Origin of the sequence: Govania unica (assembly GCF_027920805.1) — a bacterium.
Taxonomy (GTDB): Bacteria; Pseudomonadota; Alphaproteobacteria; order Sphingomonadales; family Govanellaceae; genus Govanella; species Govanella unica.
Genome location: NZ_JANWOI010000001.1, coordinates 704475 through 718136 on the forward strand (window position 1 = coordinate 704475; position 13662 = coordinate 718136).

Below are 13662 nucleotides of genomic sequence, written 5' to 3' on the forward strand. Positions count from 1 at the left end.
CGGCTCAGGTCTCCTTGGTGTAGCGGCGGACGATCATGCGGTAGACCGCGCGCAGGGCCAGGGCCTCGCCACCTTGCGGGCGGCCCGGCCGGTTGCCGCGGTTCCAGGCGAAGACATCAAGGTGAATCCAGTTCGGCGTCTCGGTCACGAAGCGTTGCAGGAACAGGGCGGCGGTAATGGCCCCAGCCAGGCCGCTTGCGCCCGAATTGGCGAAATCAGCGATCGGGCTTTTCAGATCCTCGAAATAAGGTTGCCAGAGCGGCAGCCGCCACACCGGGTCCGCTTCGCTGCGGGAGGCGGTCTCAAGCGCCGTTGCAAGATCGGCGCTGTCGGTGAAAAAGGGCTGCACATCTGGCCCAAGCGCCACCCGCGCCGCACCGGTAAGGGTGGCGAAATCAATCAGCAGGTCGGGGGTTTCATCGTCCGCAAGCGCGAGCGCATCCGACAGCACAAGCCGGCCTTCGGCATCGGTATTGTCAACCTCGACCGTCAGGCCCTTCCTGGTGCGGATCACGTCGCCGGGGCGATAGGACTCGCCCGACACGCTGTTCTCGACAGCCGGGATCAGGATGCGCAGCCGCACCGGCAGCCGGGCGTCCATGATCATCTGACCAAGCGCCAGCGCATGGGCCGCCCCGCCCATGTCCTTTTTCATCAGCCGCATGCCGGACGACGGTTTGAGATCAAGCCCGCCGGTATCGAAACAGACGCCCTTGCCAACGACGGTGACCTTCGGGGCTTTCTCGTCGCCCCAGGTGATGTCGATCAGGCGCGGCGCGTTCGGGCTTGCGCGGCCGACGGCATGGATGGTCGGGAAATTGTCCTGCAACAGTCCATCGCCGACGATTTCGCGGAAACTGGCGCCCTCGGATTCGGCGAGGACGCGGGCGGCGGCGGCGAGCTCCGTCGGGCCCATGTCGGCGGTCGGGGTATTGACCAGATCGCGCACCAGTGCCGTACCCGCCACCACCCGCGCGAGGTCGGCTGCATCGACGCCCGCAGGCAGCACCAGCACGCGGGGCTCGCTGGCCTTGCCGTCCTTATAGCGGGTGAAGGCATATTGCTGCAGACACCAGCCGAGCGCGGCGAGATACCCCTGGCCATCCTCAAGCGGGCTCGCGATGTCATAGGTTCCCGCAGGCAGCTCAGCCGCGAGCCGGGCAAAGGCCGCCGGATCGCCCTCGGCACTCAGTCCACCGCCGGTCCCAAGCAGCACGCAGTCGATCTTGCCGCTTTCATCGGGCAGGATCAGAATATCATCTTTCTTGCCGCTGAAGCCTCGCGTCTCCGCCCAGCCGCGGACAAAGGGGCTCGCGGCGGCAAGCCAGTCGGGGGTCGCGCTTTCGGTCAGCAGAAGGATGGCGACCGAGGTCGATTGCGGAACGGGGGTGACAAAAACTGGCAAGGGGGTTGGCACGGACATGTCCTTAATTTGCGATATCTGGCATCGGCCTCATAGGCGAAGGTCCCTTGAATGTGATACATCCAAGGGAGTTACTTGTGGAGAGGGAAATGTCCGCTTACGAACTCGTCATTGGCGATAAGTCATTCTCATCTTGGTCGCTGCGGCCCTGGTTGCTGCTGAAAGTGGCCGGCGTTCCCTTTATTGAACGCAATGTGCGGCTGCGCCAGCCCGACAGCCGGGAGCAGATCCTGACCTATTCGCCGTCCGGCAAAGTCCCCCTGTTGCTGACTGAAGGCTTCGAGGTCTGGGACAGCCTCGCGATTGCCGAGTATATCGCGGAATGCCTGCCGGAAAAGGCGCTCTGGCCACGCGACCAGATGGCACGGGCACGGGCGCGGGCCATCTCGGCGGAAATGCATGCGGGGTTTCCCGACCTGCGCAATGAACTGAGCATGGATATTCTCAACCGCCATCCGACGCCGGAGCTGTCCGCAGGGGCGGCGCGCGATGTGGCCCGGGTGCAGGAGATCTGGCGCTCAGCCCGTGCCGAGGCAAGGGGCGGGCCGTTCCTGTTCGGTCATTTCACCGTGGCGGACGCCATGTATGCCCCGGTGGTGACGCGGTTCATATCCTACAACATCCCGCTCGACCCGGTGTGCCGGGCCTATGCCGATGTCATTCTCGATCTTCCAGCGATGATCGAATGGACCGTCGGAGCCAAAGCGGAAACTGCCTGAAGCGACTAAAAAACGGCCATCCCCGCGCCTGTTTCTGTCATCCCCGCCACTCTTGTCATCCCCGCCACTCTTGTCATCCCCGCCACTCTTGTCACCCCCGCTACTCTTGTCACCCCCGCCACTCTTGTCACCCCCGCTACTCTTGTCACCCCCGCTACTCTTGTCATCCCCGCGAAAGCGGGGATCCAGTCTTGCTTGTCCCATTTCCCATATGTCCCCATCTGGATTCCCGCTTTCGCGGGAATGACACTTAAGGGTGGGAATGACAGGAAGGGCGGAAAACCCGAAACTGACAGTGCCGACGCTTTACGCCTTGCACCGATCCATGGTCACGACAATGAAGCTGCGCGGGCCTTCCTGGACCTGGAAGCGGTATTCGTAACCGGCGACTGCAATGGCATGGCTGAGCGGCAGGCTGCCCTGTGCGCGGCCTGCAGCGCCGTTCAGATGCATGAAGGTGATGCTGATCGGCTTTGTGTTGTCGAACCAGGCTTCGGTCTGGCCCGTGGCATTGAGCGAGGGCGCGCCTTCGGCACTGACCGTAATGGTGTTGTCGGCAAAGGACGCGGTTGTGCTGTCACTGCCGGACATGGCCGTGCGCACGCGCAGGCGCCTGGATGTCGGAGCATTGTCGCAATTACGGAGGACGGTCGCGGCGGAGACCACTTCGGTGATGCGGCTCGGGGTCACGCCTTCGCCGATCTTGAGTCGCGCCGCTTCAAGGATTTTCTGTTCATCCTTGTTCGGAAGTTGCTTCGCCAGCTGGGTCTGGGTCGCCTTATGTTCGGCGAGTTCGGTCTTGAGGCCGGTGACCTCGTCCTGCAGCTCGCTTGCGCGGGCGGTCAGGCTTTCCACATCCTTGCGCATGACTTCGCTTGCGGTCTGCCAGGCATACCCGCCAATGGCAAAGGCCGCGCCGCCCAGGAGGGCGATTTTAAGCAGAAGCGCGGTGATGCGCCGCCGCCGCTTATGTTGTTCGCGTGAACGGGAAGAACCGAGTTTCAAGTGATACCCTCTGGTGACGGACCATAACTTTCGATGTTGCGGACTATACCCAGACTGGGTCTCCGACGCCAGATTTTCAGCGGATATATTCCGGATGTCATGGTCTCGTCACAGCGGATATATGGCCTAAACGTCAAGGAGCGGCACGAAGCCGCCATAGATCATGCGCTTGCCGTCAAAGGGCATGTCCGAGAACGCCTTCATGCGGGGGTCGGACATCATGCTGGAATGGGCTGTGTTGCGGATTTCCTTTGAGGGAAATTCGATCCAGCTGAAGACGACGGTTTCGTCTTCCTTGGCTTTGACCGACATGCGGAAATCCGTGATCTTGCCGTCGGGCACATCATCACCCCAGCATTCGACCACGCGGGTGGCCCCGAATTCCTTTAAAAGCTTTGCCGCCGCGTTGGCATGGGATTTGTAGCTGTCCTTGCTGGCGGCAGGGACGGCGACAACGTAACCTTCAATATAGCTCATGGCTTGTCTCCTTATGCTGGCAGGGGAGTAGACCGGAGCTTGGCTTTTATGACGGCCTCGACATCCATCCGGGCATGAAAGCGTAATCCTGTTTGGGGCTCGGGTCCATTTTGCCACCGGCGCGATGATGGCGTTGCCTGGAAAGCCCGAACCGCTCGTAGCAAAACCTGTCAAACACGACTCAGGGATCGTGCCGAAGTGGCGCGATCCGGATTATGTGCTTAAGTGATTGATTTTGGTTAAATATGATGGCGGAGGGGATGAGATTCGAACTCACGAGGGGCTTGCGCCCCCACACGCTTTCCAGGCGTGCGCCTTAAACCACTCGGCCACCCCTCCGCGACGGTCCAGACGACCGATGACAAAAGTCCCGCGCACTATACCGAACGGAACGAAAGACGCAAGGACGAGCGCGCTGTCCGCGAGCGATATTTTTGCGGCCTGTCAGAACTGGTCGTCAAACGCGCGAAGCTTTTGGCGTAGCAACGGTTCTCGATTACACTCAGGCGCGGACTTCCGGGGGGAAGAGGATGCGTCATGGGAGTAGAGACAGGTGATTTGTCGCATATTAGCGTGGACGGGGCTCTGTCTCGCGGTGTCGGTGCTTGGGGCTGAGATCCTCGTATATCTGGAAACGGGGAGCTATGCGCCGCTGACCTTCGCTCAGATCTGGCAGAATCTGGGCATGAGCAGCTATGTGCGGGCCGAGGATCTGATCCGGCTTCGGATCTGGCCGCCGCTCTGGGATAAGGGGCTTTTGCCGGTCCTTGGGGCGCCGGCATGGGCGCTTTTGGGTGGGCTGTCGGTGTTTTTCTTTTTGCTGGCCCTGCGCAAGCGGCGCTAGGCGCATAAGAAAAGGGGGCCGAAGCCCCCTTTGTTATTTCCGGTCCATCTGCAACGCCTTGATGAAGGCATCGTGGGGAATTTCCACTTTGCCATACAGGCGCATTTTCTTTTTGCCCTCTTTCTGCTTTTCCAGCAGCTTGCGCTTGCGGGTCATGTCGCCGCCATAACATTTGGCGGTCACGTCCTTCCGAAGCGCCGAGATGGTCTCGCGGGCGATCACCCGGCCGCCGATGGCGGCCTGGATCGGGATCTGGAACATGTGGCGGGGAATAAGGTCTTTCAGCCGTTCGCACAGCGACCGGCCTCGATATTCCGCCATGGAGCGATGGACCATGGTCGACAGCGCATCCACCGGCTCGGCATTGACCAGGATGGACATCTTCACAAGGTCGCCCTCGCGATAATCTTCCATCTGATAGTCAAAGCTTGCGTAACCGCGGGTGACCGACTTCAGGCGGTCATAGAAGTCATAGACCACTTCGTTGAGCGGCAGATGATAAATGACCATGGCGCGGCTGCCGGCATAGGTCAGTTCGATCTGGTTGCCGCGCTTTTCCTCGCACAGCTTCAGCACCGAGCCGAGATATTCATCAGGCACGAAGATGGTGGCCTTGATCCAGGGTTCCTCGATTTTCTCGATCTTCACCGGGTCGGGCATATCGGCCGGGTTATGCAGCTCGACCATGTCGCCATTGGTCAGATGAACGCGGTAGATAACGCTTGGCGCGGTGGTGATGAGATTGAGATCGAACTCGCGGAACAGGCGTTCCTGAATGATCTCAAGATGCAGCATGCCAAGGAAGCCGCACCGGAAGCCAAAGCCGAGGGCAGCCGAGGATTCCGGCTCGAATTCAAAGCTCGCGTCATTGAGGCGGAGCTTCGAGAGGCTTTCGCGCAGATGCTCGAAATCGGCGGCGTCAGCCGGGAACAGGCCGCAGAACACCACGGATTGCACCGGCTTGAAGCCCGGCAGCGCCTGCGCGCAGAGGCGGCCTTCTTCGGTGATGGTGTCGCCAACCTTGGTCTGAGCCACTTCCTTGATGGCAGCGGTCAGGAAGCCGATTTCGCCAGGGCCGAGAATATCGACCGTTTCATGCTTGGGCGTGAACACACCGACGCGTTCAAGGGTATGGGTCGATCCGGCCGCCATCATGCGGATTTTCATCCCGCGCTTCAGGGTGCCGTCAATCACCCGCACCAGCACGACGACGCCGAGATAGGGGTCATACCAGCTATCGACCAGCATGGCCTTCAGCGGGGCGTTGCGGTCACCCTTCGGGGCCGGCAGACGATGGACCAAAGCTTCAAGCACATCCTTGATGCCGATCCCGGTCTTGGCCGAGGTCATGACGGCGTCTGACGCATCAAGCCCGATCACATCCTCGATCTGCTGGCGCACCCGTTCGGGTTCGGCGGCGGGCAGATCGACCTTGTTCAGGACTGGCACGATCTCATGCTGATTGTCGATGGCCTGATAGACGTTCGCGAGCGTCTGAGCTTCAACGCCCTGGCTTGCGTCGACCACCAGAATGGAGCCTTCGCAGGCGGCCAGCGAGCGGCTGACTTCATAAGCGAAGTCGACGTGGCCCGGGGTGTCCATCAGATTGAGAACATAGGTTTCGCCATCATCGGCCTTATAGTTCAGACGCACGGTCTGAGCCTTGATGGTGATGCCGCGCTCACGCTCGATATCCATGGAATCGAGCACCTGTTCGCGCATTTCGCGATCAGCCAGCCCGCCACAATATTGAATCAGGCGGTCGGCAAGTGTCGATTTCCCATGGTCGATATGGGCGATGATGGAAAAATTGCGAATCTTGCTAATATCGGTCATGGACGCGCTTTTAGCATCAAGCGTGCGCTTCGCCAATGCCTTCTTGGCGGTCTACCAGTTGGACATGGTTTTGGTGACTTTTTTCGAAGCCAGGATGCGGTGAACCTGCAGCACATTGCTTTCAAGAAGTTTCGAGCGCCGCGACCAGAGTTCAGCCTCGCGCATCAGAACATCCACAAGGGCGCGGCCCTCTTCGCCCTGTGACAGCAGCTTGGCGATGGCCTTGTCGGCTTCGGACCAGGCGCGGGCGATCATGCTGTTATATTGCTCGCTGACGTCCTCGTTGACGCGCACGGTGAAGCCCGCCCGTTTGATCAGTTCAAGCATGTCCTCGCCGGTGACGGGGTAAGGGCGCTGCGGTTCCTTTTCCCGCCATTCAAGGAACGCCGGGGTGCTCATGACCGCCGGACTTGAGATGTAGTAATCGGTCATTAGGAACAGGCTGTCGGCTTTCAGCTTTTTCTGGATGGCGAGCAGCAGTTCGCCCTTGTCCTCGACGGTGAACAGGGCTTCCTTGGCGAAGGCGCGGTCGAAATTGCGATCGAACTCCGGGTTCTTGGGCTCGTAATGGCAGATTTCCGCTTTTTTGGCGAGCCCGGCGCGATGCGACAGCTCCATGCCGGCTTCGGCCAGCTGAGAGGATTCCTCGACTCCGGTGATCCAGACCCCGAATTCCTGAGCGAGCACGCGCGACGGCCCGCCAAGTCCGGCGCCGATCACAAGGGCGCTCATTTCCGGTGACATGGCCAAAAGTTTCGACAGCGCGATGACATGTTCCGGCCCGCCCGGCCCGCAATAGCCTTCGCCCCAAATATACTGGGCGATTTCGATACGACGTCTGTCCCAGGGAGCGACAGGAAGCACGGCATCGATCTCCGCAGGCGGTGCGGCAGGGACAGGTTCACTCTGTGCCGCCTTCTGCGCCCGTTCCACAAGGCGCTTTTCGACATCACGAATGTCATAGCCTTCCCACCAGACCCGAAGCCGGGTCCAGAGCGATATTTTAAGAGGGTCTTTTGACCTGCTCATGCTGCCTCTTCTCTGGAACACTAGAGTGGAGAGGAGCGGTGATTCACAAAAAATTATAGGCTCGCCCATCCCCCTGGAGAGCGAGCCTATAATCCAATTGGTAATAATTGGTAAAAATTTTAATCAACCGCGCAAGGTTGCGTTGGTTTTTTTGGCCACGGCTTCAATCACTTTATTGGCGACGCCGTCGATATCCTGATCGGTCAGGGTGCGATCCTGAGCCTGCAGGGTGAGGCTGATAGCCACGGATTTCTGACCATCCTCGACCCCTTTGCCTTGATAGACATCAAAGACGCTGGCGGCGGTGATCAGGGTTTTGTCGACGCCACGGGCCGCGCGCAGGATGTCTTCGGCGGTCACATCACGGTTAACGACAAAAGCGAAATCGCGCTCCACAGCCTGGAAGTCCGACACCTTCAGGGGGCCGCGCGATCGGCTTTTGGCCTTGGGCAGCGGCAGGGCGTCCAGGAACACTTCAAACGCCACCACGGGGCCGTCCACATCAAGCGCCTTGAGCACGCCCGGGTGAATCTCCCCGAACCGGGCCAGCATCTTCGGGCCAAGCTTCAGCACGCCCGACCGGCCCGGATGATAGAAGGACGGGCTGTCGGTCGAGGTCACAAGATTGTCGACCGGGGCGCCCGCAGCCGTGAGAATACCCATGACATCGGCCTTGGCCACATAGGCATCGACCGCTTGCGGTTTGGCAGTCCAGTGACGGTCGCCGGTCATGCCGCCGCGCACTCCGGCGGCCACCAGAATCTGGCCTTCCGCTGTGTCGTTTTCGAAATGGCTGCCGATTTCAAACAGGCCCAGATCATGGAACCCGCGATCGGCATTGCGGCCAAGGGCGGCGATCAGGTTTGGCAACAGCGACGGCCGCATGCAGTCAAGCTCGGACGAGATCGGGTTCGCGAGCATCAGGCAATCCTGCCCGCCGCCGAACAGCTGCGCGTCCTTGGCCGAAAGGAACGACCAGGTCACCGCCTCCCGCAGCCCGCGCGTGGCGAGGGTACGGCGCACCAGCCGCGTACGTTTCTGGCGTGAGGTCAGAACGCCTTTCGGCGGCATCGGACGATCGAGCGGCACGGACGGGATGGCGTCATAGCCATGGATGCGCAGAACTTCTTCCACAAGGTCAGCTTCGCCATCGACGTCCGGCCGCCAGCTCGGCACCCGCACGCTGAGGCTTGCCCCGGAGCCTTCGACCGTAAAGCCGAGGGAGGTGAGGATCGCGATCGAGCTTTCCGCCGGGAGATCGAGACCGCCGAGCGTCCGCACCCGGTCGGGCCGGAAAGTCACGATTTTGGTAGCATTCGGAATCTCGCCCGCGATCACAAGCTCGCTCGGCTCCCCACCGCACAGATCAAGGATCAGGCGGGTGGCAAGTTCAAGGCCTGGGATGGTGCCGTCAGGGTCGACGCCGCGTTCAAAGCGGAAGCGGGCATCGCTCAGCACGCCGGTGGCACGGCCGGTTTCGGCAGTGCGGATCGGGTCGAACAGCGCCGCTTCGACGAACACATTCAGAGTGCCCTCGGTGCTGCCCGAAGGCGTCCCGCCGATCACGCCCGCAAGTCCAAGCGGCCCGGCCTCGTCGGCGATTACGCACATGCGGTCGGTCAGCTCATAGGTCTTGTTGTCGAGGGCGTCGAGGGTTTCCCCCTCGCGTCCCAACCGCACAATAATGCCGCCCGAAAGCTTGTCGGCGTCATAGACATGGAGCGGCCGGGCGCGGTCGTAACACAGGTAATTGGTGATATCGACCAGCGCCGAGATGGGGCGGAGGCCAAGCGCCTTCAGGCGGTCCTGCAACCATTTGGGGCTCGGGCCATTCTTCACGCCACGGATCAGGCGGCCGACAAACAGTGGGCAGGCGCTGGCGGCGTCACTTTCGATGCGCACAGGCACGGGGCAGGGGAAGCTGCCCTTGACCGGCTCGACCGCGGGGGATTTGAAGGCCCCGAGACCGGCGGCGGCAAGGTCGCGGGCGATGCCGGTGATGCCCAGGCAATCCGGGCGGTTCGGCGTGATGGCGATATCGATCACCGGATCGTCGAACCCGGCATATTGTGCGAACGAGCCGCCGAGCGGGGCGTCCATGGGCAGTTCGATGATGCCCTCATGCTCTTCCGACAGTTCAAGCTCGCGTTCCGAACACATCATGCCGGTGGACAGCACGCCGCGAATTTCCGTCGGCTTCAAGGTCATCTTGCTGCCCGGAATATAGCTGCCGGACGGGGCGAACACGACCTTGATCCCGGCGCGGGCATTCGATGCCCCACAGACCACCTGCAGGGTTTCCGTGCCGGTGTCGACGGTGCAAAGACGCAGCCGCTCGGCATTCGGATGCTGTTCGGTGGCTTTCACCTCGGCGATGATGAATGGCGCGAGTTTCGCGGCCGGATCGATGATCTCTTCAACCTCAAGCCCGACAGCGGTCAGCTTTTCAGCGACCTCCGTGACCGTGGCGGTGGTGTCGAGATGGTCCTTAAGCCAGTTGAGCGTCAGTTTCATTTATTTTACTCCCCGGCTGGCGAGGGCCGGAATGTCGAGGGCCGCGAAGCCGTAATGTTTCAGCCAGCGCAGATCGGATTCAAAGAACTGGCGCAGATCCGGGATGCCATATTTCAGCATGGCCAGACGGTCGATGCCGCAGCCAAAGGCAAAGCCCTGATATTCATTGGGATCAAGCCCGACGCTTTCGAGCACGCGGGCATTGACCATGCCGCAGCCGAGAATCTCAAGCCAGTCATCCCCCTCGCCCAGAACGATTTCATCGCCCTTGAAGCTGCAGCCGATATCGACCTCAGCCGACGGTTCGGTGAAGGGGAAATAGCTCGGGCGCAGCCGCATGCGTACATTGTCGACTTCAAAGAAGGCTTTGGCGAAGGTTTCAAGAATGCCCTTCAGATGGCCCATATGGGTGGTCTTGTCGATGATCAGACCTTCGACCTGATGGAACATCGGGGTATGGGTCGCGTCCGAATCGCAGCGATAGGTGCGGCCGGGGGCGATGATGCGGATCGGCGGCGTCTCGCTCATCATGGTGCGGATCTGCACCGGCGAAGTATGGGTGCGCAGAAGCTTGGCTTTCCCGTCCGGGCCGGGGCGCATGTAAAAGGTGTCATGCATCTGCCGCGCCGGATGCGATTCCGGGATGTTGAGCGCGGTGAAATTATGGAAATCATCCTCGATTTCCGGGCCTTCAGCGACGGCGAACCCAAGATCGGCGAAAATCTCGATGACTTCGTCCATGACCTGGCTCACCGGGTGGATAGAGCCAAAAACTTCAGGGCGCGCGGGCAGGGTGACGTCGATCCGCTCGGACGCGAGCTTCTGGTCAAGCGCCGCGCTTTCCAGAAGCGATTTGCGGGACGAGATAGCCTCGCTCACCATGTCGCGGAGACCGTTATAGAGCGGCCCAAAGGTCTTGCGCTCGTCCGGGTTCATGCCGCCAAGCTGCTTCATCAGCTCGGATACGCGCCCTTTTTTGCCCAGAGCGGCCACCCGGGCCACTTCAAGCGCATCAAGGTCTGGCGCTGCATCGACCGCCGACAGCAACTCGGTTTCGAGCTTTTGCAAATCACTCATGGGTTCGCCCTGCTAGTTGGGTATCACGTCTTATTATGACGTCTCGGAAAAGAAAAAAGGACCTCCCTTTGCGGGGAAGGCCCTTCCTTCGTCCTGTACCGATGTCTCGGGATCGTCGTCGGTGATTAGGCCTTGGCGGCGAGTGCTGCCTGAGCCTGGTCGACGAGAGCCTTGAACGCTTCCGGTTCACGGATCGCGAGATCGGAGAGAACCTTGCGGTCCAACTCGATCTGGGCCTTCTTCAGACCATCCATAAATCGCGAATAGGTCAGGCCATACTGGCGCGAACCGGCGTTGATACGCTGGATCCACAGAGCGCGGAATTCGCGCTTGCGGTTGCGGCGATCGCGGTAAGCATACTGGAGGCCTTTTTCAACAGCCTGTACAGCAGCGCGGAAGACGTTCTTCCGGCGGCCATAATAACCTTTAGCTGCATCAATAACTTTTTTGTGACGGGCATGAGCCGTCACGCCACGTTTTACACGAGCCATGATCGGTTCTCCTTACGCGTACGGCAGATGAATTTTAACGATCCGAGCGTCCTGATCGGACAGAATCGTCGTGCCGCGCTGATTGCGGATGAACTTGTTTCCACGTTTGATCATGCCGTGGCGCTTGCCAGCCTGGCCAGATTTGACCTTGCCGGAAGCCGTCAGACGGAAGCGCTTCTTGGCTCCGCTGGTGGTCTTCATTTTGGGCATTTTGCTATCCTTTTTATATGATTGCCTGGGTTTAAGGCCCTGGCGGGATAAACTTCAGAGGTGGGGAGGCATGCCCTTTTCAGCCATCGCACCCGTAAGAAGCCCGGGGGTTATAGCCAGATTGGCTTTGAAACGCAAGTCTACTTCTCCATATGCGTTGCGGTTGCGCTCCGGTTGGGCGTCTCTATAATTCCGGCCCATGTCATGAAGATGACCCCCTTTCACCATATGAGGTCGCGATGCAGCGGGCAGTTCATTGGTTTTTCTGCGCTTTTGTTGTGCTGGCCGGGATTGCGCCCGCCGCTGCCCGGCAATCGAGCCCGACGCCCGCCATGTGGGTGATCGAGGGCGGGCCGGGCACCGTCGAGATCCTCGGCTCGGTGCATCTTCTGAAGCCCGGCACCAAATGGTATGACGGCGCGGTCAAAAGCGCGCTTGAGCGGTCGGATGATCTGGTGCTTGAAACCGTGCTCGACGCGGCGGCCTATAAAAAGATTCAGGAGATCACGGTGGCGCGCGGGCTATACCCCGAAGGCCAGAGCCTGAAAGCCAATGTGCCGCCCGCCGTCTATCAGCATACGGTCGAAGCGGCACAGAAAATGGGCATTCAGGAGCCGGTCATTCAGCGCTTCCGGCCCTGGTATGCGTCGGTGGTGCTCGCCTCGGGCGCGGTGCAGAGCATGGGCTTCGACTCGAAATCCGGGGTTGAGCAAACCCTGACCGAAGAAGCCAAGCTGCGCGGGCTCAAGGTCAGCGGCCTCGAAACCGCCGAAGAGCAGATCATGGTGCTGGCCGGGACCGACCCGAGTGTCCAGCTCTCCATGCTCGAAGACACCATGCGCCAGAATGACGACGTCAAACAGACCCTCGACAAGCTCACCGGGGCCTGGACCCATGGCGATCTGAAGACGCTCGAACGGCTGCTTGTGGATGAGGTGAAGACCAACCAGGCGCTCTATGACCTGGTCATCGTCAAGCGGAACGACAACTGGGTACCAAAAATCCGCGCCCTCATGGCCAAGCCGGGCCATCACCTGCTGGTCGTCGGTGCCGCCCATCTCGTCGGCCCGGACAGCGTCATCCTCAAGCTAGAAAAAGCCGGCGTGAAGGTGCGGCGGCAGTAGAGAGCCGTCGCGGCCCCAAGATGGATTGCCGGGTCAAGCCCGGCAATGACAAATAAACACTTCTCATGTCATTGCCGGGCTTGACCCGGCAATCCATCTGGCCGCAGCACCGCAGAAAAACGAAGACCACAACTCCGCAACAAAAAAGCCGCCCTAACCGGGCGGCTTTTCCTATAACGTCTCAGCTCACGAAGATCACTTCGGCGCGAGGACCATGATGATCTGGCGGCCTTCAAGCTTCGGATGCTGTTCGACCTTGGCGGTTTCGCCGACTTCGGTCTGCACCTTGCGCAGCAGTTCAAGACCGATGTCCTGATGGGCCATTTCGCGACCACGGAAGCGTAGGGTCACCTTGACCTTATCGCCTTCGCCGAGAAATTTGCTGATGGCGCGCATTTTGACTTCATAGTCATGGGTATCGATCATCGGGCGCATCTTGATCTCTTTGATCTCGATGACCTTCTGATTTTTGCGCGCCTGGTTGGCTTTTTTCTGGGCTTCGTATTTATACTTGCCGTAATCGAGAATCTTGCAAACCGGCGGTTCGGCGCCAGGCGAGATTTCTACGAGATCAAGGCCAGACTCGACGGCCATCTCCAGTGCTGCACGAATATCGACAACGCCGTGGTTTTCACCTTCGGCGTCAATCAGACGAACTTTCGGAACGCGAATCTGTTCGTTGACGCGGGGGCCCTGCTGAGCGGGAGGTTGGTTGCCGGCCGGTCCCTTGCGGGAGAAGCTTGGTCCTGAATCGGGTCGCAGCATGTGTTTACGACAATCTCCTATGTGATTCCAATGCGCGCTGTGATCCACGGTGCGCTTGCCGTTCGCATGCCAAAAAGGCCTCTCGCTTTACCTTCGGTTACTGTAACCGGTTAAAACGAGCTGCCTTTTCGTCACACGCTCTCCACCA

13 protein-coding genes and 1 tRNA gene are annotated in these 13662 nt (G+C 60.2%); 3 read left to right on the forward strand and 11 right to left on the reverse strand.

All coding sequences use genetic code 11. The features are described 5' to 3' along the window. Nucleotides 1-4: 4 nt before the first annotated feature. Nucleotides 5-1423, reverse strand: coding sequence for a leucyl aminopeptidase family protein (locus NYP16_RS03175; protein ID WP_279347103.1), 1419 nt, complete (start codon nucleotides 1421-1423; stop codon nucleotides 5-7). Between the two features lie 89 nt (nucleotides 1424-1512). On the opposite strand from NYP16_RS03175, the gene NYP16_RS03180 reads away from it, so the two are divergent. Then, nucleotides 1513-2142 carry a glutathione S-transferase family protein gene (locus NYP16_RS03180; protein WP_274942665.1) on the forward strand — a complete coding sequence of 210 codons (630 nt, stop codon included), beginning with the start codon at nucleotides 1513-1515 and terminating at the stop codon, nucleotides 2140-2142. Between the two features lie 306 nt (nucleotides 2143-2448). On the opposite strand, the gene NYP16_RS03185 is transcribed toward NYP16_RS03180, so the two are convergent. The 3 genes from NYP16_RS03185 to NYP16_RS03195 all read right to left on the reverse strand — a co-directional run bounded on the left by NYP16_RS03185 (nucleotide 2449) and on the right by NYP16_RS03195 (nucleotide 3963). Beyond that, a complete protein-coding gene (locus NYP16_RS03185; RefSeq protein WP_274942666.1) occupies nucleotides 2449-3147 on the reverse strand; it encodes a hypothetical protein in 699 nt (232 codons plus the stop codon). A gap of 126 nt (nucleotides 3148-3273) precedes the next feature. Beyond that, the gene (locus NYP16_RS03190) at nucleotides 3274-3624 is read right to left on the reverse strand and encodes a DUF1428 domain-containing protein (protein ID WP_274942667.1); all 351 of its coding nucleotides are present in this window, start codon (nucleotides 3622-3624) and stop codon (nucleotides 3274-3276) included. 249 nt (nucleotides 3625-3873) lie between these two features. Further along, nucleotides 3874-3963, reverse strand: a tRNA-Ser gene (locus NYP16_RS03195). 214 nt (nucleotides 3964-4177) lie between these two features. Between NYP16_RS03195 and NYP16_RS03200 the strand changes: the two genes are divergently transcribed. Then, nucleotides 4178-4468 carry a hypothetical protein gene (locus NYP16_RS03200; RefSeq protein ID WP_274942668.1) on the forward strand — a complete coding sequence of 97 codons (291 nt, stop codon included), beginning with the start codon at nucleotides 4178-4180 and terminating at the stop codon, nucleotides 4466-4468. A gap of 33 nt (nucleotides 4469-4501) precedes the next feature. Here NYP16_RS03200 and lepA read toward each other — a convergent pair whose 3' ends face one another. The 6 genes from lepA to rpmI all read right to left on the reverse strand — a co-directional run bounded on the left by lepA (nucleotide 4502) and on the right by rpmI (nucleotide 11625). Further along, entirely contained in the window at nucleotides 4502-6304 is a 1803-nt protein-coding gene (gene lepA, locus NYP16_RS03205) for a translation elongation factor 4 (RefSeq protein WP_279347104.1), read from the reverse strand. 51 nt (nucleotides 6305-6355) lie between these two features. Further along, nucleotides 6356-7333, reverse strand: coding sequence for an SAM-dependent methyltransferase (locus tag NYP16_RS03210; protein ID WP_274942669.1), 978 nt, complete (start codon nucleotides 7331-7333; stop codon nucleotides 6356-6358). A 123-nt stretch (nucleotides 7334-7456) separates the two neighbouring features. Beyond that, nucleotides 7457-9847, reverse strand: a complete 2391-nt coding sequence (gene pheT, locus NYP16_RS03215) for a phenylalanine--tRNA ligase subunit beta (RefSeq protein WP_274942670.1) — start codon at nucleotides 9845-9847, stop codon at nucleotides 7457-7459. Beyond that, nucleotides 9848-10924: a phenylalanine--tRNA ligase subunit alpha gene (pheS, locus tag NYP16_RS03220; RefSeq protein ID WP_274942671.1), complete on the reverse strand. Its 1077-nt coding sequence runs from the start codon at nucleotides 10922-10924 to the stop codon at nucleotides 9848-9850. A 125-nt stretch (nucleotides 10925-11049) separates the two neighbouring features. Next, nucleotides 11050-11415: a 50S ribosomal protein L20 gene (gene rplT, locus NYP16_RS03225; RefSeq protein WP_274942672.1), complete on the reverse strand. Its 366-nt coding sequence runs from the start codon at nucleotides 11413-11415 to the stop codon at nucleotides 11050-11052. A gap of 12 nt (nucleotides 11416-11427) precedes the next feature. Beyond that, complete coding sequence (gene rpmI / locus NYP16_RS03230) at nucleotides 11428-11625, reverse strand: 50S ribosomal protein L35 (protein WP_274942673.1); 198 nt, start codon at nucleotides 11623-11625, stop codon at nucleotides 11428-11430. A gap of 239 nt (nucleotides 11626-11864) precedes the next feature. Between rpmI and NYP16_RS03235 the strand changes: the two genes are divergently transcribed. Continuing rightward, nucleotides 11865-12749: a TraB/GumN family protein gene (locus NYP16_RS03235; RefSeq protein ID WP_274942674.1), complete on the forward strand. Its 885-nt coding sequence runs from the start codon at nucleotides 11865-11867 to the stop codon at nucleotides 12747-12749. 195 nt (nucleotides 12750-12944) lie between these two features. Here the strand turns inward: NYP16_RS03235 and infC are convergent, their stop codons facing one another. Beyond that, the gene (infC, locus tag NYP16_RS03240; RefSeq protein ID WP_274942675.1) at nucleotides 12945-13514 is read right to left on the reverse strand and encodes a translation initiation factor IF-3; all 570 of its coding nucleotides are present in this window, start codon (nucleotides 13512-13514) and stop codon (nucleotides 12945-12947) included. Nucleotides 13515-13662: the final 148 nt, after the last annotated feature.

What these genes read in the sequence shown, in the direction of transcription:
- NYP16_RS03175 (WP_279347103.1), bottom strand. Translation starts at nt 1,423, where the DNA reads ATGTCCGTGCCAACCCCCTTGCCAGTTTTTGTCACCCCCGTTCCGCAA.
- NYP16_RS03180 (WP_274942665.1), top strand. Translation starts at nt 1,513, where the DNA reads ATGTCCGCTTACGAACTCGTCATTGGCGATAAGTCATTCTCATCTTGG.
- NYP16_RS03190 (WP_274942667.1), bottom strand. Translation starts at nt 3,624, where the DNA reads ATGAGCTATATTGAAGGTTACGTTGTCGCCGTCCCTGCCGCCAGCAAG.
- lepA (WP_279347104.1), bottom strand. Translation starts at nt 6,304, where the DNA reads ATGACCGATATTAGCAAGATTCGCAATTTTTCCATCATCGCCCATATC.
- NYP16_RS03210 (WP_274942669.1), bottom strand. Translation starts at nt 7,333, where the DNA reads ATGAGCAGGTCAAAAGACCCTCTTAAAATATCGCTCTGGACCCGGCTT.
- pheT (WP_274942670.1), bottom strand. Translation starts at nt 9,847, where the DNA reads ATGAAACTGACGCTCAACTGGCTTAAGGACCATCTCGACACCACCGCC.
- pheS (WP_274942671.1), bottom strand. Translation starts at nt 10,924, where the DNA reads ATGAGTGATTTGCAAAAGCTCGAAACCGAGTTGCTGTCGGCGGTCGAT.
- rplT (WP_274942672.1), bottom strand. Translation starts at nt 11,415, where the DNA reads ATGGCTCGTGTAAAACGTGGCGTGACGGCTCATGCCCGTCACAAAAAA.
- rpmI (WP_274942673.1), bottom strand. Translation starts at nt 11,625, where the DNA reads ATGCCCAAAATGAAGACCACCAGCGGAGCCAAGAAGCGCTTCCGTCTG.
- NYP16_RS03235 (WP_274942674.1), top strand. Translation starts at nt 11,865, where the DNA reads ATGCAGCGGGCAGTTCATTGGTTTTTCTGCGCTTTTGTTGTGCTGGCC.
- infC (WP_274942675.1), bottom strand. Translation starts at nt 13,514, where the DNA reads ATGCTGCGACCCGATTCAGGACCAAGCTTCTCCCGCAAGGGACCGGCC.